At 66.6% G+C, this 23,055-nt stretch carries 20 protein-coding genes; 12 read left to right on the top strand and 8 right to left on the bottom strand.

What is annotated here, in order from left to right; translation table 11 throughout:
• The first annotated feature begins 103 nt into the window (after positions 1-103).
• On the top strand, positions 104-946 hold the full coding sequence (locus C8C94_RS24670; protein ID WP_121422599.1) for a symmetrical bis(5'-nucleosyl)-tetraphosphatase: 843 nt from the start codon (positions 104-106) through the stop codon (positions 944-946).
• A gap of 16 nt (positions 947-962) precedes the next feature.
• Here the strand turns inward: C8C94_RS24670 and C8C94_RS24665 are convergent, their stop codons facing one another.
• Both C8C94_RS24665 and C8C94_RS24660 read right to left on the bottom strand, forming a co-directional pair.
• Positions 963-2,009, bottom strand: coding sequence for an FAD:protein FMN transferase (locus tag C8C94_RS24665; protein WP_121422598.1), 1,047 nt, complete (start codon positions 2,007-2,009; stop codon positions 963-965).
• 11 nt (positions 2,010-2,020) lie between these two features.
• Positions 2,021-2,419 carry a cytochrome c5 family protein gene (locus C8C94_RS24660; protein ID WP_121423064.1) on the bottom strand — a complete coding sequence of 133 codons (399 nt, stop codon included), beginning with the start codon at positions 2,417-2,419 and terminating at the stop codon, positions 2,021-2,023.
• 236 nt (positions 2,420-2,655) lie between these two features.
• Here C8C94_RS24660 and C8C94_RS24655 point away from each other — a divergent pair, with 236 nt between their 5' ends.
• The 8 genes from C8C94_RS24655 (at position 2,656) to C8C94_RS24615 (ending at position 12,043) form a co-directional block, all read left to right on the top strand.
• On the top strand, positions 2,656-3,012 hold the full coding sequence (locus C8C94_RS24655) for a hypothetical protein (protein ID WP_121422597.1): 357 nt from the start codon (positions 2,656-2,658) through the stop codon (positions 3,010-3,012).
• 21 nt (positions 3,013-3,033) lie between these two features.
• Positions 3,034-4,959 (top strand): TAT-dependent nitrous-oxide reductase, encoded by a 1,926-nt coding sequence (gene nosZ / locus C8C94_RS24650; protein WP_121422596.1) that lies wholly within the window; start codon positions 3,034-3,036, stop codon positions 4,957-4,959.
• A 206-nt stretch (positions 4,960-5,165) separates the two neighbouring features.
• The gene (locus tag C8C94_RS24640) at positions 5,166-7,787 is read left to right on the top strand and encodes a NosR/NirI family protein (protein WP_121422594.1); all 2,622 of its coding nucleotides are present in this window, start codon (positions 5,166-5,168) and stop codon (positions 7,785-7,787) included.
• The gene (locus tag C8C94_RS24635; protein WP_121422593.1) at positions 7,787-9,064 is read left to right on the top strand and encodes a nitrous oxide reductase family maturation protein NosD; all 1,278 of its coding nucleotides are present in this window, start codon (positions 7,787-7,789) and stop codon (positions 9,062-9,064) included. Before C8C94_RS24640 ends, C8C94_RS24635 begins: the two co-directional genes overlap by 1 nt.
• Positions 9,039-9,983, top strand: coding sequence for an ABC transporter ATP-binding protein (locus tag C8C94_RS24630; RefSeq protein WP_199731344.1), 945 nt, complete (start codon positions 9,039-9,041; stop codon positions 9,981-9,983). The genes C8C94_RS24635 and C8C94_RS24630 overlap by 26 nt, the downstream gene beginning before the upstream one ends.
• A gap of 2 nt (positions 9,984-9,985) precedes the next feature.
• Positions 9,986-10,801 carry an ABC transporter permease gene (locus tag C8C94_RS24625; RefSeq protein ID WP_121422592.1) on the top strand — a complete coding sequence of 272 codons (816 nt, stop codon included), beginning with the start codon at positions 9,986-9,988 and terminating at the stop codon, positions 10,799-10,801.
• Positions 10,798-11,382, top strand: a complete 585-nt coding sequence (locus C8C94_RS24620) for a nitrous oxide reductase accessory protein NosL (RefSeq protein WP_121422591.1) — start codon at positions 10,798-10,800, stop codon at positions 11,380-11,382. Before C8C94_RS24625 ends, C8C94_RS24620 begins: the two co-directional genes overlap by 4 nt.
• Before the next feature lie 19 nt (positions 11,383-11,401).
• On the top strand, positions 11,402-12,043 hold the full coding sequence (locus tag C8C94_RS24615; RefSeq protein WP_233573559.1) for a nitrous oxide reductase accessory protein NosL: 642 nt from the start codon (positions 11,402-11,404) through the stop codon (positions 12,041-12,043).
• Positions 12,044-12,124: 81 nt separating this feature from the next.
• Here C8C94_RS24615 and C8C94_RS24610 read toward each other — a convergent pair whose 3' ends face one another.
• From C8C94_RS24610 to C8C94_RS24600, 3 genes are all read right to left on the bottom strand, one after another.
• On the bottom strand, positions 12,125-13,615 hold the full coding sequence (locus tag C8C94_RS24610; protein WP_121422589.1) for a DEAD/DEAH box helicase: 1,491 nt from the start codon (positions 13,613-13,615) through the stop codon (positions 12,125-12,127).
• 162 nt (positions 13,616-13,777) lie between these two features.
• Positions 13,778-15,913, bottom strand: a complete 2,136-nt coding sequence (locus tag C8C94_RS24605) for a SulP family inorganic anion transporter (RefSeq protein WP_121422588.1) — start codon at positions 15,911-15,913, stop codon at positions 13,778-13,780.
• Between the two features lie 167 nt (positions 15,914-16,080).
• Positions 16,081-16,953 carry a neutral zinc metallopeptidase gene (locus C8C94_RS24600; protein WP_121422587.1) on the bottom strand — a complete coding sequence of 291 codons (873 nt, stop codon included), beginning with the start codon at positions 16,951-16,953 and terminating at the stop codon, positions 16,081-16,083.
• A gap of 144 nt (positions 16,954-17,097) precedes the next feature.
• Between C8C94_RS24600 and pcp the strand changes: the two genes are divergently transcribed.
• The 3 genes from pcp to C8C94_RS24585 all read left to right on the top strand — a co-directional run bounded on the left by pcp (position 17,098) and on the right by C8C94_RS24585 (position 20,501).
• Positions 17,098-17,775, top strand: a complete 678-nt coding sequence (gene pcp, locus C8C94_RS24595) for a pyroglutamyl-peptidase I (RefSeq protein WP_121422586.1) — start codon at positions 17,098-17,100, stop codon at positions 17,773-17,775.
• Positions 17,776-17,841: 66 nt separating this feature from the next.
• Positions 17,842-18,807 carry a delta(1)-pyrroline-2-carboxylate reductase family protein gene (locus tag C8C94_RS24590; RefSeq protein WP_121422585.1) on the top strand — a complete coding sequence of 322 codons (966 nt, stop codon included), beginning with the start codon at positions 17,842-17,844 and terminating at the stop codon, positions 18,805-18,807.
• A complete protein-coding gene (locus C8C94_RS24585) occupies positions 18,804-20,501 on the top strand; it encodes a diguanylate cyclase (protein ID WP_121422584.1) in 1,698 nt (565 codons plus the stop codon). The genes C8C94_RS24590 and C8C94_RS24585 overlap by 4 nt, the downstream gene beginning before the upstream one ends.
• A 71-nt stretch (positions 20,502-20,572) precedes the next feature.
• Here C8C94_RS24585 and C8C94_RS24580 read toward each other — a convergent pair whose 3' ends face one another.
• The 3 genes from C8C94_RS24580 to guaD all read right to left on the bottom strand — a co-directional run bounded on the left by C8C94_RS24580 (position 20,573) and on the right by guaD (position 23,047).
• Complete coding sequence (locus C8C94_RS24580) at positions 20,573-20,941, bottom strand: hypothetical protein (RefSeq protein ID WP_055401424.1); 369 nt, start codon at positions 20,939-20,941, stop codon at positions 20,573-20,575.
• Positions 20,942-21,094: 153 nt separating this feature from the next.
• Positions 21,095-21,667, bottom strand: coding sequence for a dCTP deaminase (dcd, locus tag C8C94_RS24575; RefSeq protein ID WP_055401412.1), 573 nt, complete (start codon positions 21,665-21,667; stop codon positions 21,095-21,097).
• An 81-nt stretch (positions 21,668-21,748) separates the two neighbouring features.
• Positions 21,749-23,047, bottom strand: coding sequence for a guanine deaminase (guaD, locus tag C8C94_RS24570; protein ID WP_121422583.1), 1,299 nt, complete (start codon positions 23,045-23,047; stop codon positions 21,749-21,751).
• Between the last annotated feature and the right edge of the window lie 8 nt (positions 23,048-23,055).

Genomic DNA, 23,055 nt, shown 5'->3' with positions numbered 1-23,055 from the left:
GGACACCGCGCGTCCTCGGCCTCAACGCCCAGCTCCGGCACATGCTGAGCAAGGTCGGCGACGCGATCAGCAGAAAATCCGTGCTTCACTCATAAAGATCACCATGGCGCTTTACTGTATCGGCGACATCCAGGGCTGCGACGCCGCGCTGGACCGCCTGCTGGACACCATCGGCTTTTCCCCTAGCCGCGACACGGTCTACCTGCTGGGTGACCTCGTCAACCGAGGGCCTGACTCGGCCGCCGTGCTGCGCCGCTGCATGCGCCATGGCGACGCCATCCGATGCCTGCTGGGCAATCACGACCTGCACCTGCTGGCCGCCGCACACGGTGCGCGCAAGCCCTCGCGGCGCGACACGCTGGGCACGGTGCTGGACGCCCCCGACCGCGCTGCCCTGCTCGACTGGGTGCGCCAGCAGCCCCTGGCCCGCACCCACACGCATGCGGGGCAAACGCTGCTGATGGTGCATGCCGGTGTGCTGCCCACCTGGACGGCCGCAGAGACTCTCGCGTACGCGGACGAAGTCCATGCAGTACTGCGCGGCCCGGAACTGCCCGATTTTCTGCACGCCATGTACGGCAACATCCCCGACCACTGGAGTGACGATCTGACCGGCACGGATCGCCTGCGGGTGATCGTGAATGCGCTCACCCGGCTGCGCTTTTGCTCCGCCGACGGCGTGATGGATTTTGAAAGCACCGAAAGCGCCAGCGCCGCCCCGCCCGGCCTCATGCCCTGGTTCGACGTGCCAGGGCGGCGCACAGCGGGCACGCTGATGGCCTTCGGTCACTGGTCCACGCTGGGCTGGCTCAACCGCAGCGATCTGCTCGGACTGGACACGGGCTGCGTGTGGGGCGGCTGCCTGAGCGCCGTGCGTTTTGGCGCGACGCTGGCCGAGCGTGAGCTGCTGCAGGTGCATTGCGAGCAGGCCCAGGCCCCGGGCTGACTAAACCGCAGCAGGTTCAGGACGGCACTGGCTCCAGCAACGCCGACATGGCGGTGGACTGCCAGACACCACCGTCCTGCCCAGCGATCAGCACGGCCAGCCCCGGCATGCGCTGCGCCAGTGCCCTGCCCGCCTGCGGGCCCTGCACCATCAACGCGGCGCCCAGTCCGTTGACGGCCGCCACGTCGCGCGCCACCAGGCTCACGCCATGCACGCCCGATGCCGGGCGCCCTGTTCGCGGATTGAGCACATGGTGCTGGCGCTGGCCTTGGTGGAAGAAGAAGCGTTCATAGTCGCCCGACGAGGCCACCACACCGGCGCCCGCCACGGCCACCACACCCAGCAGGCGCTCGGGGGAACGCGGGTCGCGCAGCCCCACACGCCAGGGCCTGCCTTGCCACAGCCCGTGGGTCAGCACGTCGCCACCCCCGTTGATCATGGCGTTCTCAACCCCTTCGGAGCGCAGCATGTTCATGCCGGCTTCCAGGATCGGTAGCTTGGCGATGCCGCCCAGGTCCAGCGCCATGCCCTGGCGGGCCAGGAAGGCCGTGCCAGCGGCCACGTCCAGCACCAGGCCGCGCGCATCCACCAGGGGCAGTTGCCGCGCGATCTCGCTGGCCCCTGGCACCACCTTGTCGCCAGGGCCGAAGTTCCAGGACTTGAAAGCCCCCACGGTCACATCAAAGGCCCCACGGCTTGTTGCCGACACACGCTGTGCACTCTGCAGTACCGCCATGACCTCGGCCGGAACCATCACTGGCGTCACGCCTGCAGCCAGATTGATGCGACTGACCACGCTGCGGGGTTGGTAGCGGCTCATGAGCGCTTCCAGCCTCAGCATCTCTGCATAGGCCCGGTCCATGGCGCGGCGCAACTGCGGGCCATCAACACCCTCCACGGCCATATCCACCTGCGTTCCCATCAGGGGACGCGAGCTGCGTTCAGACACCACCCGTGCGCCCGCTGACGCGCCACCACCCCAGACCACACCACCCAGCAAGGGCAATGCCATCACCATGCGACGGCGCGACAGACCCTGAGGGGGCAGAAAAGCTTGCTGCATGGCGCCTCCGCTCAGAGCGACTTGTCGGCCATGTAATCCACGGCGGCCTTGACCTCGGCGTCGGTCAGATTGGCGGAGCCCCCCTTGGCAGGCATCATGCCTTTCGCCCCGGTAAAGCCCTCGATCGCGTGCTTGTACATCGTGTCCTTGCCCTGGGCAATGCGCGGGCCCCAGTCGGCCTTGTCGCCCGGCTTGGGGGCACCGGCCACGCCAGCGGCATGGCACATGGCGCAAGTCTTGCCAAACACGCTCTTGCCCAGTTCATTTTCTGCGGCAGCCGGAGCGGCGGGGGCCACTGCGGGCGCTGGGGCCGTCACCGCAGCCGGTGTGGGCTCCGACTTCTTGTCGCCACAACCGGCCAGCAGTGCGGCCAAGATCGCTACGGCGACCATCACGGTTTTCTTTTGCATCGCATACATCCTGTTCTTGGGGGTTTAAAAATATCTGAGAGGGCCTGTGGCTGCGCGAGAAACGCGAAGAAATGCGTCCAGCACCTGGCCTGAAAAACCCACGGGCATTGCACAGGCCCGCTTCAGACCGGTGCATTGACTGTAGGTGCAAGAGGCACTTTTGGGCAGAGGCGAGCGCCGCCAAAGCATGATCCAGATCAAATTGATTCATATTACGTGAATCTATTATCCGTGCCATGCAAAGCCATCACAACCTGCGAACACTGCGCCTTTGGGTGCTGGCGTGGTTTGTCATGGCGCTGGCTGCTGCGGTGGCTTCACCGCTGGTAGTACCGCGAAGCATGGAGCTGGTCTGCTCCGGCACAGGCAGCGCCAAGCTGGTGGTGAAGACCGCCGAGGGCCTGGTAGCAGCAGAGGCCACGGGCCTCGATTGCCCTGTGTGCCTCGCGGCCGACACGCCACCCACCACCCATCTCGCAGCGGCAACCACTGCCGCAGCCCCCACCTTCCAGCCCCGTTTTCACACACCACTTTCCCCACGCACAGGGGTGGCGTTCAGCCCCCCTGCACGCGCACCACCCCTTTTCAACTGAGCGATCCCAAAGAGGAAAACCATGACCGAGAGAAAAGACAGTCCCCTTCCCGCTGCTGGCCTGGGCCGACGCAGCTTCATCAACACGGCGGCCCTGGTCGGGCTGACTGCAGGCGTTGCCGCATGCAACGAAAAGCCCAGCGCTGCAACGCCTGCGGCCCCCGCCCCTGCAGCACCTGCGGCCAGCCATGCCGCCGCTGGCGCCAACGTGCACCTCAAGCCCGGCGAGCTGGACACCTACTACGGCCTCTGGAGCGGCGGCCACACGGGCGACATGCGCGTGCTGGGCCTGCCCTCGGGCCGCGAGATCACCCGCATCCCCTGCTTCGTACCCGACGCCCTGGTGGGCTGGGGCATCACGAATGAATCCAAAGCTGTGATGGGCACCAAGGCCGATGGCAGCCTGAAGTACACGGTGGCCGACACCCACCACACACATGCCTCGTACAAGGACGGCAACTACGACGGCCGCTACGCCTGGATCAACGACAAGATCAACAGCCGCATCGCGCGCATCCGCCTCGACTACTTCGTGTGCGACAAGATTACCGAGCTGCCCAACGTGCAGGGCTTTCACGGCATCTTCCCGGACAAGGCCGACCCGGTGGACCCTGCCATCAACTACACCACGCGCGTGTTCTGCGGCGGTGAGTTTGCGATTCCCCTGCCCAACACCGGCACCGAAGACATCAGCAAATACCGCTCGATGTTCACCTGCGTGGACGCAGAAACCATGGAAGTGCGCTGGCAGGTGCTGATCGACGGCAACTGCGATCTGGTCGCCACGTCATACGACGGCAAGCTGGCCGCCACCAACCAGTACAACGTGGAAATGGGCGCGAAGTACGAGGACATGATGTCCGCCGAACGCGATGCCTGCCTGTTCTTCAACGTGGGCCGCATCGAGGCTGCCGTGAAGGCTGGCAAGTTCAAGACCATCGGCACCAGCAAGGTGCCCGTGGTGGACGGCACGCACGAGGCCAACAAGGACCCCAAGACAGCACTCACTGCGTACGTTTCGGTGCCCAAGAACCCCCACGGCGTGAACGCCAGCCCCGATGGCAAATACTTCATCTGCGCCGGCAAGCTGTCGCCCACCGGCACCGTGATCGAACTGGCCAAGGTGCTGGACTATTTCGACGGCAAGCTCGAAAAGCTGGACTCCGCCATCGTGGCCGAGGTGGAGCTGGGCCTGGGCCCGCTGCACACCGCCTTCGACGGCCGTGGCAATGCCTACACCACCCTCTTCCTGGACAGCCAGGTCGTGAAGTGGAACGTGGAGGCCGCCATCAAGTTCCACGCGGGCGACAAGACCGCTAAGTACGTGGTGGACCGCCTGGACGTGCAATACCAGCCGGGCCACTTGAATGCATCGCAATCAGAGACCAAGGCCGCCGACGGCAAGTACCTGGCCGTGGGCTGCAAGTTCTCCAAGGACCGCTTCCTGCCCGTGGGCCCTCTGCACCCCGAGAACGAACAGCTCATCGACATTTCGGGCGAGAAGATGGTGCTGCTGGCCGACCACCCCGTGCGCGGCGAGCCCCATGACTTCATCATTTTCAAGCGCGACCTGGTGCGCCCCAAGCAGGTCTATACGCTCGACGAGTTCCCGCTGGCGGTCAAGGACCCCAAGGAGTCCGGCGTGTTCCGCAACGGCAAGAAGGTCACTGTGAAGATGACTTCGCAAGCACCGGCCTTCAGCCTGCGCGAGTTCAAGCTCAAGAAGGGTGACGAGGTCACGCTGATCCTGACCAACCTGGACAAGATCGAAGACCTGACGCACGGCTTTGCGATCCCGAACTACAACGTGAACTTCATCGTGAACCCGCTGGAGACCAAGTCGGTGAGCTTCGTGGCCGACAAGCCCGGTGTGTTCTGGTGCTACTGCACGCACTTCTGCCATGCGCTGCATTTGGAAATGCGCACTCGGATGATCGTGGAGGGGTGATAGGGCGATCCCCCTGAGGCGCTGCGCGCCTTCCCCCTTCTCTCGGCTTCGCCGGGAAGGGGGACGATGCACTCGCTGCGGGGCGGCCCTTGCTCTGCATCCCTGGCCTGGGGCGCGCCAGTTGCGACGACTGCGCTCCACTTCGCATCATATTGGCCGCTAGCGCTTGATGAATAAGCGCTAGCAGCTATCAAAAAGATAGTCCCATGATTTCCCTCCGTCGGCAGTTCGCCACGCTTCTTCTGGTCTTGTTGGCAGCACTTTGGCTGGCGTCGCGCGCGCATGCTGCGGCAGGCGCCTACGAGGCCGAGCTGCCTGCGGAACTCTCTACCGCGCGCGACATGTGCGCACTGGTGCCTTGCGCCGAAGTGTTTCCCGGCGCCCGCCATTTCTCAGAACGCAAGGGTCAGCCGCCCTACGTAGAGGCTTACGACAACGACTCCGCGCAAAAGAAGCTGCTGGGCTATGTGATGCTCTCCACCGACATCACAGACACCCCCGCCTACTCCGGCAAGCCTGTGGTCACGCTGATCGGCATGGACACACAGGGCCGCTTTGTGGGCGTGAAGGTGCTCAAGCATTCCGAGCCCATCCTGCTGCTGGGCATCCCAGAATCCGCACTGCTCAAGTTCAACGCCCAGTACCTGGGCAAGTCGGTGGCCGACAAGATCGAGGTGGGCCAGTCGCGCCCCGATGAGAACGTGCTGGGCCTCGACGCCATCTCGGGCGCCACCGTCACCGTCATCGCGCAGAACCAGGTCATGATGGCCTCGGGCTCCGCCGTGGCGCGGCAGGTGGGCATCCTCGCGCCCACGGTGCGCGAGCCCGCACGCTATGCCGAAACCGGCAAACGCCTGAGCTGGGCCGAACTGGTGCAACAAGGCACCGTGCAGCGCCTGCGCGTGCAGCCCGAACAGGTGGGCCTGGACAAAGGCCCCGACCCATTCATCGAGCTGTGGTTTGGCGACCTGAACCACCCCGACATTGGCAAGAGCCTGCTGGGCGAGAACGGCTGGAACAACCTGCGCCTGCAGCTCAAGGAGGGCGAACACGCCTTCTTCATCGTCCGCACCGGCGGCAAGGAATCGTTCAAGGGCTCGGGCTTTGTGCGCGGCGGCATCTACGACCGCGTGCAGGTGCGCCAAGGCGCGGATTCGTTCACCTTCCGCGACCTGGACGCGCTCAACCTGTACGGCATCGAGGCCGCAGGCGCACCCAGCTACAACGAGTCGGTCATCTTCATCATCCGCTCGAGTGCGTTCTCGGCCGCCTATCCGTGGAAGCTGAGCTTTCTGGGCAACCGCGTGGACCGGGCCACGGGCACACGCAGCTTCACCAGCTTCGACACGCCCTACTGGCTGCCCGCCGCCATGCTGCAAGGCGGGCGCCCGACCATCAACGAGCCCGACGCCCCCTGGGTGCGCGTGTGGAAGTCGCGTGCGGTAGAGATTGCACTGTTCGCCGTGCTGCTGATCGCCGTCACCGTGGTGTATGCCCTGCGCGAGAAGCTCACGCGCCTGTCCACCCACAAGAACAAGTGGCCGGTCAACGCCTTCAAGTACAGCTTCTGGGCCCTCAGCATTGGCTGGATCGGCTTTGGCGCCATGGCTCAGCCTTCCATCACGCAGGTGCTGACCTGGTTCCACGCGCTGCTGTTCCAGTGGACCTGGTCGCTGTTCCTGTCCGACCCGTTCATCTTCCTGTTCTGGATCTTCATCATCGTCACCGTGTTCCTGTTCGGGCGCGGGTTGTTTTGCGGCTGGATGTGCCCGTTTGGCTCGCTGCAGGAGGGCATCTACAAGATCGCGCGTGCGGTGGGCTTCAAGCGCTTTCAGACGCAGCTGCCGCAGAAGTGGCACGACCGGCTCAAGTGGGTCAAGTACGCGGTGTTCTTCGGGCTGCTCGCGGTGTCGATGTTCTCCATGGGCCTGGCTGAGAAGCTGGCCGAGGTGGAGCCGTTCAAGACGACCTTCCTGGTCGGTGTAATGAATCGCGCCTGGCCCTACAGCCTGTTTGTGGCGGCCATCCTGGGCGTTTCGATCTTCATCGAGCGACCCTACTGCAAATACATCTGCCCGCTGGGAGCCTCGCTGGCCATGCCCAGCACGTTCCGCTGGTTTGGCCTCAAGCGCAAGCAGGACTGCAACAGCTGCAAGGCCTGCGCCGTGGGCTGCGGTGCACAGGCCATCGACGCCGACGGCCGCATCGACCACCGCGAATGCCTGCACTGCCTCGACTGCATGATTCTGTACACCGACACCAAGGGCTGCCCGCCCCTGGCCAAGGAACGCAAGCGCCGCGAGAAAGATGGTCTGGAAATCACGCCCATCGGCAAGAACGGCTATTTCATCCCGATCCACCCTGCCACGGTGCAGGACCAGATCTCGGCCAAGGCCGCGAAGGGGCCGGACCCACGCTGGCCTACGGCGCCAGTGCTGCCGCAGACCAAGGCAGGCTCGCGCGGCCTGCGCTGGATGGCGAAGGAGCTGGTGGACCATCTGTGGCCCTGGAGCCGCGAAGGCTGGGCGTCGCGGCGCGCGCTGCAGATCGCGGGCTTCTCGCTCGCCCTGGCTGCCAGCGTGGCCTGGGTGATGACCGCCCTGGGCACGTTGTCGTCGGGCGCCATCATCGGCTGGTGGTTTGGCTGGAGCGTGTACGAGGTGCTGATCCGCCTGTCGGGCAAGCGCTATGTGAAGGACGGCCCGTGGTGGCGCGACCAGTACCGCCGGGCGGGCGTGATGGACATGCTGAGCTACGTGGGCTTCAAGAACCTGCTGATCGGCGCAGCACTCTTCCTGGCCATCAAGGCCTTGGTGGGACTGGCGTGATGAAGTCCCCCCTTGCACTCGCTGCGGTCGCCACGGCCCTGGCGCTGTGGATCGCGCTTCCTGCGGCGGCTGCCACCGTGCTGGTGCGCCCCGGCCAGGACCTGCAGGCCGCCATCACGGCAGCGGCACCGGGAGACACGGTGGAGGTGCAGCGGGGCTTTTACCGCGTGAACCTGCGCATCGACAAGCAGCTCACCCTGCGCGGCATCGACCGCCCCACGCTCAGCGGCGGCCACACGGGCGACACCATCCGCGTCACCGCGCCCGACGTGGTGATCGAAGGCCTGATCGTGCGCGACTCGGGCACCAGCCTCAAGGACCAGAACGCAGGCATCTACATCTACCCCGGAGCACACCGCGCCGTGGTGCGCCACAACGACCTCACCTACAACCTCTTTGGCCTGTGGATCGAGAAGGCCAACGATGTACAGGTGCTGCACAACACCATCACAGGCCTGCGCGATGTGAACTCGTCGCAACGCGGCAACGGCGTGCAGCTGTACAACACCACGGGCGCACGCATCGAGGGCAACCACATCAGCTTTGTTCGCGACGCGCTGTATGTAGACGTGTCGCACCACGCGGTGTTTCGCGGCAACCGGCTGCACCACAGCCGCTACGGCACGCACTACATGAACTCCTACTACAACCTGTGGGAAGGCAACGATACCTACCTCAACCGTGGCGGCCTGGCGCTGATGGAGGTGCGCGACCAGGTGGTGCGCAACAACCGCGCGTGGGGCAACAGCGACCACGGCATCATGCTGCGCACCCTGCAGGACTCGGTGATCGAGAACAACGTGGTGGCCGAGAACGCCCGGGGCTTCTTCATCTACGACGTGGAGTACATCACCCTGCGCGGCAACCTGGTGACCCGCAACACGGTGGGCGTGCACCTGTCGGCCGGCTCCAAAAACAACAAGGTCGAAGGCAACGACTTCATCGGCAACCGCGAGCAGGTGCGCTATGTGGGCGCCCGCGACGAGCGCTGGGGCACCGAAGGCGGCAACCACTGGAGCAACTACCTGGGCTGGGACCGCGACGGCAACGGCGTGGGCGACGTGCCCTATGAGGCCAACGACATGGTGGACCGCCTGACCTGGCGCCACCCCGCCATCAAGCTGCTGCTGGCCAGCCCCGCCGTGCAGGCACTGCGCCTGGTGGGCCAGCAGTTTCCGGTGCTGCGCGTGCCCACCGTGGTGGACCCCAAGCCCCGCATGCAACCGAACCAACCCCAACGGAATTTTCAGCGTGACACGCAACCCTCCCCCCATTGACCTGAGCGAGCCCCCCGCCATCGAGGTGCGGGGCGCGCACAAGCACTACGGCGCACTGCACGCCGTGGACGGCATCGACCTGCGCATTGCGCGCGGCGAAATCTTCGGTCTCATCGGCCACAACGGCGCGGGCAAGAGCACGCTGTTCAAGATGATCCTGGGCCTCACGCCCGCCACCTCGGGCGAGATCCGGGTGGGCGGCGCCACGGTGCAGGGCCGCGACTTTCGCGCCGCCCGCCGCCACCTGGGCTACCTGCCCGAGAACGTGGTGCTCTACGACAACCTGAACGGGCTGGAGACGCTGCGTTTCTTCGCCCGCCTCAAGGGTGCGCCCCTCGCGCAATGCCCCGCGCTGCTGGAACGCGTGGGCCTGGCCCACACGGGCAACCGCGCCGTGCGCGAATACTCCAAGGGCATGCGCCAGCGCCTGGGGTTTGCGCAAGCCCTGCTGGGCGAGCCCCAGGTGCTGCTGCTCGACGAGCCCACCAACGGCCTGGACCCGCAGGCCATCCGCGACTTCTACGCCACACTGCGCGAGCTGCAGGCGGGTGGCGTGACCATCGTCATCACCTCGCACATCCTGGCCGAACTGCAGGAGCGCGTGGACCGCTTGGCCATCCTGGCCTCGGGCAAGCTGCAGGCCCTGGGCAGCGTGCAGGCGCTGCGCGAGCAGGCGCACATGCCGCTGACCATCCACCTCACCCTGGCTGCGACCGACCGGCCTGCCGCGCTGGGGCTGCTCTCTGCCGTGCCCGGCGTCACGGGGACGGAAACGCCGGAAGGCCTGCACGTGGACTGCCCACGCGGCAGCAAGATGGCCGTGCTGGGTGTGCTGGTACCGCTGGGCGCGGCGCTGCAGGACCTGCAGATCCAGGAACCCTCGCTTGAGGATGTGTACTTTGACCTGCGCAAGGGCTAGCCATGGAATTCCAACAAATCTTCACCATCGCGGGCAAGGAGTTCCGCGACCGCATGCGCAACCGCTGGGTACTGGCCGTGGCACTGGTGTTCACCGTGTTCTCGCTGGCCATCGCCTACTTTGGCGGCGCACAGCAGGGCACGGTGGGCTTTCGCTCCATCGAGTTCACCATCGCCAGCCTGGTCAGCCTGGTGATCTACCTCATCCCGCTGATCGCGCTGTTGCTGGGCTTTGACGCCATCGTGGGCGAGCGCGAGCGCGGCTCGCTCGACCTGCTGCTGTCGCTGCCCATCACGCGGCTGGAGCTGCTGCTGGGCAAGTACCTGGGGCTGGCGGCGGCGCTCACGCTATCGACGCTTGCGGGGTTCGGGCTGGTGGCCGTGCTGTTGGTGCAGCAGTTCAGCGGGGCTGCCCTGTTCCACTACGGCGGCTTCATGATCAGCTCGGTGCTGCTGGGGCTGGCCTTTTTGAGCATGGCGGTGCTGCTATCGGTGCTCACGCACGAGCGCACACGCGCCTCCGGCCTGGCGATTGCCGCCTGGTTCTTTTTTGTGCTGGTGTTTGACCTGCTGCTGCTGGGCGCCCTGGTGGCCACGGGCGGCAGCGTGGGCGGCGAAGCCATGGCCTACCTGCTGCTGCTCAACCCGGCCGACGTTTTCCGCATCCTCAACGTGTTCTCGCTCGACGACGTGCGCACCCTGTACGGCCTGACCAGCATCGTGCCCCCTGTCCTGGCCAAGCCATGGCTGATGGGCGCGGTGATGGCGGGCTGGATCGTGGTGCCGCTCGGTCTTGCAAGCTGGAGATTCAAACCATGAACCATTCTTACCAACCCCGGTGCGGCTGCACCACGCGCCGGCAATTGCTGGGCTGGGCCGCACTCGCTTCGCTCGGCACACTCACGGGCCTGACTGGCCTGACTGGCCTCACGGGCTGCAGCCAGGCGGACAACAGCGCGCAATCTCTCCAGCCCCAGGAGATCGACCGCACCACCAGCTGCGAACTCGACGGCATGCTGCTGGCCGACTACCCAGGCCCCAAGGCGCAGGTGCGCTTTGCGGGGCAGGACAACCCTTCGTTCTTCTGCGACACGGTGGAGCTGTTCAGCACCCTGCTGGCGGGCGAACAGGTGCGTGCCGTGCAGGCCGTGTATGTGCAGGACATGGGCCAGGCCGACTGGAATGCACCGCAGGGCCACTGGATCGACGGCAAAAGTGCGATCTATGTGGTGGGCGGCAAGCGCCACGGCTCCATGGGTCCCACCATCGGTAGCTTTGCGCAAGAGGCCGACGCGAAGAAGTTTGCTGCTGAATATGGCGGCAAAGTGTTGCGCTTTGCCGAGATCACGCCCGCCATGGTGGACCTGAGCGGCGGGGCACTGCACGACACGCGGATGTGAGCCGCCCATGCCTGCGCTGATGCCCCGCCCACACGCAGCCACCCGGCGCACAGCCCTTGCAGCTCTGCTGCTGGGCTCGGCAGGCCTGGTGGCATGGCAATGGCCCCAGCGCACTCCGCCCCGTCCATCCGGCAACGCCGCCCTGGAGGGCATCGGCGACGATGTGTGCGTGGTGGCGCCGCCAACGCCCTACGACCCTGTGCTGGGCCAGCCCCTGACCGCCGCCCGCGAGGTGCCCGCCGACGCACGCTGCCCGGTGTGTGGCATGTACCCGGCCCGCGCACGGGCGTGGGCAGCGCAGGTCATTTTTGCGGACGGGGATGCGTATTTTTTTGACTCACCGCTCAGCCTCATGCTGTACCTGGGCAACGTGGCCCACTACACGCGGGGCCGCACGGCCGACGCCATCGTGGCGCGGTATGTCACCGATACCGATACGGGTGGTTGGCTGAACGCGCAGGAGGCGGTGTATGTGACAGGGTCTTCGGCCATGGGGCCGATGCGGGCGGGCAATCTGCCCGCGTTTGCCCATGCGGAGGCTGCACAGGAGTTTGTGCAGCAGCGTGGGGGGCGGGCGGTCCCCTTCGGCGCCATCGATGGGGCCTTGCTGCGCAGGCTGGCCCCGAACCTCCGGGCCGACCACCGTTTGCATTCAGACTGACGGGGCCTCAGTTGCTATTGAAAATATAGCTTCTTGCGCTTATCCATCAAGCGCTACAGGCCTAAAAAGGCCTGTATTTCATCACTGCACTGAAGTCTCTGGCTGGGCAGCCTTGAACAGCGCTGCCACCTTGCGCTTGGGCTTGATGTTGGCCGACACGCTGCTGCGCGGGGCCGACTTGGCAGCTTCCCAGGCGGGGGTTGCGTCGGCAGCTGCGCTGGCCTCATACGGCTTCTCGAAGAAGGGGTCGCGCGATGCCACGGCCGGGCGAAAGCCCCGGTGTTGTTCGCGCCCCTCGCGCCCGACACGCTGGTCACGCTCGCGCCGTGGCGCGGCGGGGGCGGCCGGCAGCGCATCGCGCCCGTCGCCCGTCTCACCGGCTTCGCGCCAGGCACGGCGGCCGTCGTTGATGCGGCCACGGGGCTGGTCTTCTTCGTATTCGATGGCTTCGAGATCGATCTTCTTCTTGATCAGCTTCTCGATGTCGGCCACCAGACGGGCATCGCTGCCCGACACCAGCGTCACCGCCAAGCCTGAGGCGCCAGCACGGCCAGTGCGGCCGATGCGGTGCACATAGTCTTCGGCGTTGAATGGCACGTCGAAGTTGAACACCGCAGGCACGTCCTTGATGTCCAGGCCGCGCGCGGCCACATCGGTACACACCAGCAGATCGACCTCGCCGCTCTTGAAGGCTTCGAGCGCCTTCAGGCGCTCGTCCTGGCTCTTGTCGCCATGCAGCGCGGTGGTCTTGAGGCCTTCGCGCTCCAGGCTGCGCGCCAGACGGGCACAACCGAGCTTGCTGTTGACGAAGATGAACGCCTGCTTGATACCCCGGGTCTTGAGCACCTGGTGGATGGCGCGGCGCTTGTCGTCGTCATTGGCGCTGTAGAAGCGCTGCTCCACGGTGGAAGCTGTTTCGTTCGGGCGGGCCACCTCGATGGTGATGGGGTTTTGCAGGTAGCTGCTGGCCAGACGCTTGATCTCGGGCGAGAACGTGGCACTGAACAGGAGCGTGGTGCGCTGCTTGGGCAGGTAGCTCAGGATGCGCTGCAGGTCGGGCAGGAAGCCGATATCCAGCATGCGGTCGGCCTCGTCGAGCACGACGTACTCGACCTGGTTGAGCACGGCGTTCTTGGCTTCGATGTGGTCCAGCAGACGGCCTGGTGTGGCCACCAGCACTTCGACGCCTTTTTTCAGCTCGATGGTCTGGGGCTTCATGTCCATGCCGCCAAACACCACGGTGCTGCGCAGCTTGGTGTACTTGGCGTACAGCGCGATCTGCTGCGCCACCTGGTCGGCCAGCTCGCGCGTGGGCAACAGTACCAGGGCGCGCACAGGATGGCGGGCCGGGGATGTGGAGCTGCTTTCGTGCTTGAGCAGGCGTTGCAGCAGGGGCAGCGAGAAAGCCGCCGTCTTGCCGGTGCCGGTCTGGGCTGCGCCCATCACGTCTTGCCCTGTGAGCACCACCGGAATGGCCTGCTCCTGGATGGGCGTCATGGACTCGTAGCCCATTTCGGCTACGGCGCGCGCGAGCGGTTCAGCCAGCGATAGATTGGAAAAGGAACTTGTCATTTAGCCCTCTATTGTCGCACCGGTGGCCCAAAAAGCGATTTTTCACCATGGGGGCGTGGTACAGAGCGCATTTATTCATTGAGCAAGTCACAGCAATAAGCTACATTTTTAATAGCTATCAGCGCTTATCCATCGAGCGCTAGTGGCACTTTATATCCAATATTACTCCAACACCGCCCGCAATTGGCGTGTGGTCACCGCCAGACGCCTCGCCCCGATCTGGGCGAGGTTATTCATCACGGTGAGCGCTGCCTCGGGGTATTGCCGGGCCCAGGCATCAAAGTGCGCCCGCGACAGGCGCACCAGGTGCGCAGGCCCCCGCTCAGACCCCGCACAAGCGCTGCGCGCAGCGCCGTTGAGGAACGCCATCTCGCCAAACGCCATGCCCGGCCCGACCGTGGCCAAGCGCAGCCCCTTGTCGGGTGGCCACTGGGTCACCAGCGTGATGTGGCCCGACTTCACCACCAGCAGGTCGTGGTCGGTGTCTCCCGCGCTGAACACCACCCCGTGGGGCGGCACGGCCAGAGGCTCCAGCACGGCCATCAGGGCATTGGCCGCCGCCCGGGGCACGCCCTCGCCGATCTCGCCCAGCAGATCCCTTTCGGGACGCGCGGGGCGTTGCTCAATGGGGCGCTGCGAGAGGATGCCGGCCTCGGCCCATTCCAAGGCGCGGTCCAGGTCGGCAAAGGCGCGTACCTGGTCGCCTGCATGTTCAGCGGCCACAGGATCGAGCGCGGCCACGGCAGCGGCAATGCCCTGCTGGCCCAGGTCGCGCACCAGCGCGCGCAGTTGCGCCAGTGCCGTGCTGTCCCAGGCGGGCACGCGGCCCGCATCCAGAATCACCCAGCGGTGGCGCGGCTGCAGCAGCAAACGCACCTGCTCGGCCAAGTGGGCCGCCACGCCGAACGACATCACGCCCTGCAGTTCAAACACAGCCACCTGGTTCATGCGCGGCGAGAGCCAGGTGTCCGAGCCCGCGCGCCGCAGCCGGCGCGAGCGCAGTTCGCCATCGAGCCGCACATGGCGCAGCACCTTGGCGGCGGAGTCGTGCAGCAACACAAAGGTGGCCACCACCAGGCCCGCAACCAGAGCCCCCACGCCGCCCATCACGGCAAACACCAGCGCCACCAGCCAGCTCTGCGCCCAGGTCACCCGCGAGCGTTGCGCGTAGCGCAGCGACCACATGAGACCCGGCACCTGCATGAGCCCGGCCAGCACCAGCCCCCCCGCCAGGCAGGCCATGGGCACCCAGTGCAGCCACCAGGCGCCCGTCACTGCCACGCCCAGCATGATGCCGGCATGCCAGCGCGGAGCGTCGCGAGAGGGGCCCGCCTGCGCCAGCACAATGCGCGAGCGCGATGCGCTGGTGGATGCAGGAATCATCCCGGCCAGCCCGCACAACACGCCCAACAGGCTCTCGCGGCGCAGGGTCAGATTGGCGTTGCCGCGCAGGCCGTGGTCCAGCTCCAGCTCCTGGTTGAACACCAGTATCTCCAGGCTGTTGACCAGCGCCATCAACAGCGCCAGCACCACCAGGTCCGACCCGTGCTGTTGCGCCAGCGCCATCCAGGGAACCCCCGTCCAGTCGGGCCACAGCGGGCCGGCAAACTGGCTGGGCTGCACGGCGGGTGCAAACACATCCCCCAGGCCACCCCCCCACACCCCCGCCACCGCCACGGCCAGCGCCACCAGGACCACAGCCGACAGCAGCCCCGGCATGCGGGGCCAGCGCCAGCGCAACGCCCAGGCCAGCCCCACCACGGCGAGCGCCGCCAGCAGGTGCCAGCCGGTGCGGGCGTTCCACAGGGCGTCGCTCCCCGCGCCAAAGCCGTTGCGCACCTGGCCCACCACCATCGACAGCCCCACCCCGGCCGCAAAACCATGCGTCACCGAAACGGGCAGAAACCGCGCCACCGAGGCCAGCCGCAGCACCCCCAGCAGCCACTGAAAAACAAACGCCAGCGCCACCGTGGCCCCGCTCACGGCCAACACCTGGCGCGCACTCAGGCCCAGCGCAGGGGCCGCACCATGGGCGGTCGCCAGCACGGCCGCAAACAGCAGCGCCACCACCGTGGTGGGCGCGTAGACCACCCCGGCACGTGGCACCACCAGCGTGAGCAGCAGGCCCGGCAGGGCCGCCGACCACAGCGCCAGCGCTGCGAGGGAATGGTCGGCCGCCAGGGGTGCAAAAGCCAGCAGGCCCAGGCCGACGGCATGCGGCACCGTGACCGCCGCCGCCGACCACGCGGCGGCGATGCCCGGCGACCGGAGAGGCTGCAGGGACTCAGCAGGGGACATCTCGGTTCTCCATAGCGCCGTAGGTCACCCACACCCCACAAAACCGGCGCGGCCCATGCCCGGGCAGCCGCGCAAGGGCGGCCCCGCCGCGCTGGCTGCGTCCCCCTGCCCGCAACGCGCAGCGTTGCGAGAGCGGGGGGAAGCCGCGAAGCGGCTCAGGCGGTGTTTCAAAGACTCCGCGCCGCGAAGGTATCGCAGGCTTTGACGCTGCCATTCTGCAGCCCGTTGTGAAACCAGCGCTGCCGCTGAGCACTGGTGCCGTGGGTGAAGCTTTCGGGCACCACCGCCCCGCCGCTCGAGCGCTGCAGGGCGTCGTCACCGATCTTGGCCGCTGCGTTCATGGCCTCTTCCACATCGCCCTGCTCCAGAATCTGGCGCGCGTTCTGCGCATGGTGTGCCCACACCCCGGCAAAACAGTCGGCCTGCAGCTCCAGCCGCACCGAGAGCGCGTTGTACTCCGCCTTGCTCACGCGGCCACGCATCTGGTCCACCTTGCCGCTGATGCCCAGCTGGTTCTGCACATGGTGGCCCACCTCGTGGGCAATCACATAGGCCTGGGCAAAATCGCCGGGCGCGCCCAGGCGGTTCTTGAGGGTTTCATAAAAGCCCAGGTCGATGTAGACCTTCTGGTCCGCCGGGCAGTAGAACGGGCCCATCGCCGCCTGCCCGGTGCCGCAAGCCGTGGCCGTAGCGCCCCGAAACAGCACCAGGCGCGGCTCCTGGTAGGTGCCGCCACCCTGGCGGAACACGGCCTGCCACACGTCTTCGGTATCGGCCAGAACGGTCGATACAAAACGGGCCATGGTGTCGTCGGCCGGGGGGCGCTGGGCAGGCCCCTGCGACTGCACCTGCGCGGGCGGCCCACCGCCACTGAGCAGCCCCAGGATCGTCAGCGGATTGATGCCCAGCACCCACCCGCCCACCAGTGCGATGACGATGGTGCCGATGCCAATGCTGCGCCCTCCGAAAATCGGCGAGCCGCCGCCCCCACCGCGCCGGTCTTCCACATTGTCCGACTCGCGATTGCCTTCCCATTTCATGCCGTATCTCCAGCGCCCTCAACGTGCGGAGGGCATGGCGCATATTACGCGCGGTGCAGGAACCGGAGGGGCCGATTACGATGGCCTGCCTGTCGGCGCCCGCTGGCACGATTCCACCCTTCCACGCCCCACCCGAACCGCCCCATGCTCCACGACGCCTCGCACTACGCCCCCATCGGCGACAAGGTGATTTTGATCACCGGCTTTGATCCCTTTGGCGGCGACAGCCTGAACCCCAGCTGGCTGGTGGCCCAGGCGCTGGACGGGCAGCGCATCGCGGGCCACCGCGTGGTGGCCGCGCAACTGCCCACCGTGTTTGGCGAATCGCTGCAACAGCTGCGGGCGCTGGCCACGGCCCACCGGCCCGCGCTGACCATCTGCCTGGGCCAGGCAGGAGGGCGCAGCGCGCTGTCGCTGGAGCGGGTGGGGGTCAATATCAACGACGCCCGCATTCCCGACAACGTGGGCGCCCAGCCCATCGACACGCCGGTGGTGCCCGGCGGGCCTGCCGCCTACTTTGCGAGCCTGCCACTCAAGGCCATGCTGCGCGCCGTACAGCAGGCTGGCGTGCCTTGCGAGGTCTCACAAACAGCGGGCACCTTTGTCTGCAACCATGTGCTGTACGGACTGATGCACATGCTGCAGGCACAAGGCGTTGGCCCTGCGGGCGCCCGGGGCGGATTTGTGCACGTGCCCTGGCTGCCCGGGCAAGGCACACCCTCCCTGGCACTGCGGGACATGGTGCGCGGCATCCACGCAGCCCTGTGGGCCGCTGTGCTTCACCAGAGCGACATAGCGCTCGGGGCGGGTGCCACGCACTGAAATCATGGCCTTGGACTGGGGGCTTGCCCGCTCCCCGGCTCCGCCCTCGCTGTGTAAAGTCGGCGCATGTCCTTCACCTCCCTCTCCCCGGCCCCCGGCACGCTGGACGCAGCAGCCACAGCGGCGTGTCTGCCATGGGACGCGCTGGCCACCGAGATCGCGGCCCTCTTGCAGGACAGCACCGTCTCGGTGCCTGCCCGCACGGTGCTGCCACTGCCCCAGGGCGGCAGCCTGTTTGTCATGCCTGCCACCGACAGCCGCGTGGCGATGGCCAAGCTCATCACGCTGACCCCTGCCAACACGGGCACCGGCCGCCCCGCGATCCAGGGCGACGTCGTGGTGTTTGACGTGACCACGGGCGAACGCCGCCTGGTGCTGGACGGCCCCACCATCACTGCACGGCGCACAGCGGCGGTGTCGCTGCTGGCTGCACAGCATCTGGCGCCGCAGCCACGGGGACCTCTGCTCATCGTCGGTGCGGGCGTGCAGGGCCTGGCCCACCTGGAAGCCTTTGTGCAGGGCCTGGGGGTGCGTGATGTGTGGGTGGCCTCGCGCAGTGCCGCCAGCGCCGAGGCCCTGGTCCTGCGGGCCCAGGCGCTGGGCGCCCAGGCACGCACGGTGGCCGATGCAGACGCTGCGGTGCCCCATTGCCCGCTGATTGCCGTCTGCACCCCGGCGCACAGCGTGGTGCTGAGCGCGCCACCAAGGCCCGACGCCTTTGTGGCAGCGGTTGGGGCCTTCACCCCGGCCATGGCAGAACTGGCCCCCGCCTTCTGCCGCCATGTGGCAGCACACGGGCATATCGTGGTGGACAGTGAAGACGCACGCCACGAGGCGGGCGATCTGCTGCAGGCGGGCCTCGACGTGGGCATGCTGCCCACACTGCGGGAAGCTCTGCAACGCCAGCGCGCTCCGTCCGCAGGGCCGGTGCTGTTCAAGAGCTGCGGCTGGGCGGGCTGGGACCTGGCTGCGGCCCGCCTGGCGATGCGCCTGGGCACAGAGGGTGCCCCACCCACGCAGGCCACGCCATGAGCCTGCTCCGGTTCTCGGACCACAGCCTGCGCTCGCAGATCGCGCTGGTGTTCGGTACGTTAGTGGTGGGCCTGGCGGTGCTGCTGTCACTGGGATTTGGCGAGCTGCTCAAGCTGCGCATCGAGCGCGATGCCGGGACTGCTCTGCAGGTCATTGCCGAAAATGCAGGCAAGCTGCTGGCCAACGGCCTGCAGGAGCGCAGCCGCGAGGCCGAGGTCCTGGCCGCCGCCGAGGCCGTCTGGACCAAAGGGCTCGACAGCGCCGAAGCCCACCACATGCTGGCACGCAGCCAGGCCACCCACCCCCACAGCGTCTGGATTGGTGTGGCCGACGCCCAGGGCGTGGTGCGCGCCGCCACCGGCGGGCTGCTGGTGGGCCAGAGCGTGGCAGAGCGCCCGTGGTTCAAGGAGGGCCTGCAAACTCTGTACGTGGGAGATGTCCACCCGGCCCAGCTGCTGGAGCAGCTGCTGGCCCCACCGCCTTCGGGCGAGCCCTACCGGTTTGTGGATTTTGCGGCGCCCATTCGCCTGGGCCCGACCACCATCGGCGTGGTGGCTATCCACGGCAGCTGGGAATGGACCCATGAGGTCATGGAAAGCCTGACCCCGGCACGTACGGACGACAGGGCTGTAGAACTGTTTGTCTTCGACCGCAAAGGCGAGCTTATCTACGCCCCTGGGGGCCAGACCCGGGCCCTGCAAGTAGCCGGGCAGCGCCTGCCCGTCGAGGCCAACAACCCGGTAGCGTCTGACCGCGCCGCAGGCCGGGCCGTCGTGGCGAGGTGGCTGGATGGCCGCAGCTACCTCACGGCCACCGCAGCGATGCAGGCACGCAACAGCACCAGCGACCTCGGCTGGCGCATTGTCGCCCGCGAACCCGTGGAACTGGCCTTCGCCGAGGCCCACCGCACCGTGCAACTGGCACTGGCCATCGGGCTCGGCGCCGCGCTTTTGGCCTCGGTGCTGGCGTGGCTGGCGGCACGCCGCCTGAGCGATGACCTGTACGCGCTGGCCGATGCCGCCAGCGCCGTGGAGGCCGACAAGCCCGGCACCCGCATTCCCCAAGCCGACAGCAGCCGGGAAGTGAGCAAGCTTTCAGGCGCACTGGGCCGCATGACGCACCGGCTTCTGACAGCCCACGAAGCCATGGAGGAAAAAGTGCGCCTGCGCACGCTGGAGCTGGAGGCTGCCAACCGCGCCCTGGACCTGCAGGCCCGCACCGATGCTCTGACGGGCCTGCTCAACCGCCGGGGTTTTGAAACCCAGATGGCGTTTGCCCTGGCGCTGGCGCGGCGCAGCGGCCGGCCGTTGAGCCTGATCACAGTCGATGTGGACCATTTCAAGCGCGTGAACGACACCTATGGACACGAAACCGGCGACGAAGTCCTGCGCCGGCTGGCCCGCACGCTGGAAATGCGCCTGCGCAACTCGGATGTGATCGCAAGGCTGGGGGGTGAAGAGTTTGTGGTGCTGCTGCCCGACACCGACCTTCTGGGGGCCCAAGCAATCGCCCAGGCCCTGGTCGAAGCCATGGCCGAACAACACGACCCGGTCGTGGGCCGCATCACCGTGAGCGCGGGTGTGGCCAGCATGCGCGGCCTGCAGGACAACGGCCTCGATATCCTGCGCCGGGGCGATGCGGCGCTTTATGAAGCCAAGGGGCAGGGGCGCAACAGGGTCTGCGTGGAGGCATGACCACAGTCCATGAACAGCGGTCAGCGCACAGCAAGGCCAGCGGCGTGCAAGAAACCCGCCAGTAACCTGTTCTAAACCTCGCTGATCTCGGCCACCACGGCGCAGCCCTGGGGCGCGGCAACATCAAAATAGGCTTGCAGCCGCAAGGCCAGCGCATTCAGGCTGTGGTCCTGAATGGCCCGCGCCACGGCCAGCTGTTCGAGCGCGTAGGGCCGGTGCCCCAGCATCATGGCGGTATTCACACAGTGGCCCGTGGCGGCCATCTTCAGAACGAAAGCGTTGAGAAGCTCGCAGGGCCAATAGTGGGCGTGGGACACGGCTGCCGGGCGCAATGCGCCGTGGTCCGAGGCCAAGTCGCCTGTGGCACCTGCAGGGTCATGTAGAGAAAGCGCAGCACCCCGGGCCTTGGCGGGTGTGGTCATCGCAGCAAAGGTCAGCATGGTGGACTCCGTGGCCACCGGAGGGCCCGGCGGCATGACACCATGCTAAGAACCTTACCTGCGCTTGCATTTCAGCCAATGGGCACTGGCGCTGTAGGACGCAGCCCCTGCGAACACGTTCCAGCGCATGCCGAAGGTCCGGCGGGCGGGAGGTCAGGCCTTGGGCAGTGTCACGCCGACCTGCCCCTGGTACTTGCCGCCCCGGTCACGGTAGCTGACCTCACACACATCGTCCTTGTCGCTCTCGAAGAACAGCACCTGCGCGCAGCCCTCGCCTGCGTAGATGCGGGCCGGCAGCGGCGTGGTGTTGGAGAACTCCAGCGTCACATAGCCTTCCCACTCGGGCTCGAACGGGGTCACGTTGACGATGATGCCGCAGCGTGCATAGGTGCTTTTGCCCAGGCAGATGGTGAGCACGTTGCGTGGAATGCGGAAGTACTCCATCGTGCGCGCCAGCGCAAAACTGTTGGGCGGGATAATGCAGCTGTCACCCTCGAAATCCACAAAGCTCTTCTCGTCGAAATTCTTCGGGTCCACCACCGTGCTGTGGATGTTGGTGAACACCTTGAATTCGGGTGCGCAGCGGATGTCGTAGCCGTAGCTGCTGGTGCCGTAGCTGATGATCTTGCGGCCCTCCACCTCGCGCACCTGGCCCGGCTCGAAGGGTTCGATCATTCCGTGCTCGGCCGCCATGCGGCGGATCCACTTGTCGCTCTTGATGCTCATGGCTGAATTTCCTGCGCTGTGGCCCTGGCCGTCGGCAAACAGCCGGGCGCTATTAAATATGTAGCTATTAGCGCTTGATGATCAAGCGCTGGGGCCGTATTTTGCTTGAGAAATCACCGTTTGCTCCACCACACGGTCATCGCCCAGCACGATCAGCGCAAACAAAAGCTCGTCCAGGCTGCGCGCCTGGCAGGTCTTGCGCTCCAGCAGAGGCGTAGCCCGAGGGTTGAGCACCACAAAGTCGGCCTCGCAGCCCGGCTGCAAATTGCCCACCACACCCACCAGACCCAGCGCCTTGGCCGCCCCGGCCGTGTGTTGCCACCACAGCTGCTGCGGCGACAGGCTCAGACCCTGCTTGGTCTGGCCCTCACGCCCCACGTAATACGCCGCCAGCATGGTGTGGAACGGGCTAAAGCTAGTACCCCCGCCCACATCGCTGGCCAGGCCGTAGCCAAAGCCCACGCGGTCGGCGCTGGCGTAGTCAAAAAAGCCACTGCCCAGAAAGAGATTGCTGGTGGGGCTGACCGCCGCCACCGCACCGGTGTCGCGCATCAGCGCGCGGTCGTCATCGTCAAAGTGGATGCAGTGCGCGTACACCGCGCGTTCGCGCATGAGGCCAAAGTCGTCGTACACGCCCAGGTAGCTGCGTGCGGCGGGGAACAGCTCGCGCGCCCAGCGAATCTCGTCGCGGTTCTCGGCCACGTGGGACTGAATCCACACATCGGGGTAGCGCGCAGCCAGCTCGCCCGCGCCGCGCAGTTGTTCATGGGTACTGGTGGGCGCAAAACGCGGGGTGATGGCATAGCCCAGGCGGTCCACGCCGTGCCAGCGCTGGATCAGCGCCTCGGTGTCGATGAGGCTTTGTTCAGTATCGTCGCGCACTCCATCGGGCGAGTGGCGGTCCTGCAGCACCTTGCCGGTGATCAAGCGCATGTGCTGGCGTTGCCCCTCGGTGAACAAGGCATCCACTGAGGCGGGGTGCGAGGTGGCAAAAGCCAGCGCCGTGGTCACGCCATGGCGCAGCAGCTCGGCCACAAAGAACTCTGCCACCTGCGCGCTGTAGCCGGATGCGACAAAGCGCGATTCATGGGGAAAGGTGTAGTTCTCCAGCCAGGGCAGCAGACCATCCGCGGGCGAGCCAATCACGTCGGTCTGCGGAAAGTGGATGTGCATGTCCACAAACCCAGGGGCCAGGATGCGACCCGGCAGGTGCGTGACGGGCTCGTGGGCATACTGCGGCGACAGCGCCTGCCAGGCACCGGCTGCCAGCACCCGCTGGCGGCCCTGGGCATCCGGGCCAATGGCCAGCAGGCCATCTTCGTCATAGAGGGCGTGGCCATCGTCGGCAAAACGCAAAAGGGCGGAACGGTAAACAGGCATGGCGGCAA

Source organism: Acidovorax sp. 94, assembly GCF_003634645.1.
GTDB lineage: Bacteria > Pseudomonadota > Gammaproteobacteria > Burkholderiales > Burkholderiaceae_C > Acidovorax > Acidovorax facilis.
Note: the sequence above shows the minus strand (reverse complement) of the source record. Positions and strands in the feature narration are given on the sequence as shown.

Bases quoted from the DNA above. Each gene is read 5' to 3' on its own strand.
- C8C94_RS24605 (WP_121422588.1), bottom strand. From the start codon at position 15,913: ATGTCCCCTGCTGAGTCCCTGCAGCCTCTCCGGTCGCCGGGCATCGCC.
- pcp (WP_121422586.1), top strand. From the start codon at position 17,098: ATGCTCCACGACGCCTCGCACTACGCCCCCATCGGCGACAAGGTGATT.
- C8C94_RS24625 (WP_121422592.1), top strand. From the start codon at position 9,986: ATGGAATTCCAACAAATCTTCACCATCGCGGGCAAGGAGTTCCGCGAC.
- C8C94_RS24615 (WP_233573559.1), top strand. From the start codon at position 11,402: ATGCCCCGCCCACACGCAGCCACCCGGCGCACAGCCCTTGCAGCTCTG.
- guaD (WP_121422583.1), bottom strand. From the start codon at position 23,047: ATGCCTGTTTACCGTTCCGCCCTTTTGCGTTTTGCCGACGATGGCCAC.
- C8C94_RS24670 (WP_121422599.1), top strand. From the start codon at position 104: ATGGCGCTTTACTGTATCGGCGACATCCAGGGCTGCGACGCCGCGCTG.
- C8C94_RS24600 (WP_121422587.1), bottom strand. From the start codon at position 16,953: ATGAAATGGGAAGGCAATCGCGAGTCGGACAATGTGGAAGACCGGCGC.
- C8C94_RS24640 (WP_121422594.1), top strand. From the start codon at position 5,166: ATGATTTCCCTCCGTCGGCAGTTCGCCACGCTTCTTCTGGTCTTGTTG.
- C8C94_RS24610 (WP_121422589.1), bottom strand. From the start codon at position 13,615: ATGACAAGTTCCTTTTCCAATCTATCGCTGGCTGAACCGCTCGCGCGC.
- C8C94_RS24660 (WP_121423064.1), bottom strand. From the start codon at position 2,419: ATGCAAAAGAAAACCGTGATGGTCGCCGTAGCGATCTTGGCCGCACTG.
- C8C94_RS24590 (WP_121422585.1), top strand. From the start codon at position 17,842: ATGTCCTTCACCTCCCTCTCCCCGGCCCCCGGCACGCTGGACGCAGCA.
- dcd (WP_055401412.1), bottom strand. From the start codon at position 21,667: ATGAGCATCAAGAGCGACAAGTGGATCCGCCGCATGGCGGCCGAGCAC.
- C8C94_RS24635 (WP_121422593.1), top strand. From the start codon at position 7,787: ATGAAGTCCCCCCTTGCACTCGCTGCGGTCGCCACGGCCCTGGCGCTG.
- nosZ (WP_121422596.1), top strand. From the start codon at position 3,034: ATGACCGAGAGAAAAGACAGTCCCCTTCCCGCTGCTGGCCTGGGCCGA.
- C8C94_RS24655 (WP_121422597.1), top strand. From the start codon at position 2,656: ATGCAAAGCCATCACAACCTGCGAACACTGCGCCTTTGGGTGCTGGCG.
- C8C94_RS24665 (WP_121422598.1), bottom strand. From the start codon at position 2,009: ATGCAGCAAGCTTTTCTGCCCCCTCAGGGTCTGTCGCGCCGTCGCATG.
- C8C94_RS24580 (WP_055401424.1), bottom strand. From the start codon at position 20,941: ATGCTGACCTTTGCTGCGATGACCACACCCGCCAAGGCCCGGGGTGCT.
- C8C94_RS24620 (WP_121422591.1), top strand. From the start codon at position 10,798: ATGAACCATTCTTACCAACCCCGGTGCGGCTGCACCACGCGCCGGCAA.
- C8C94_RS24585 (WP_121422584.1), top strand. From the start codon at position 18,804: ATGAGCCTGCTCCGGTTCTCGGACCACAGCCTGCGCTCGCAGATCGCG.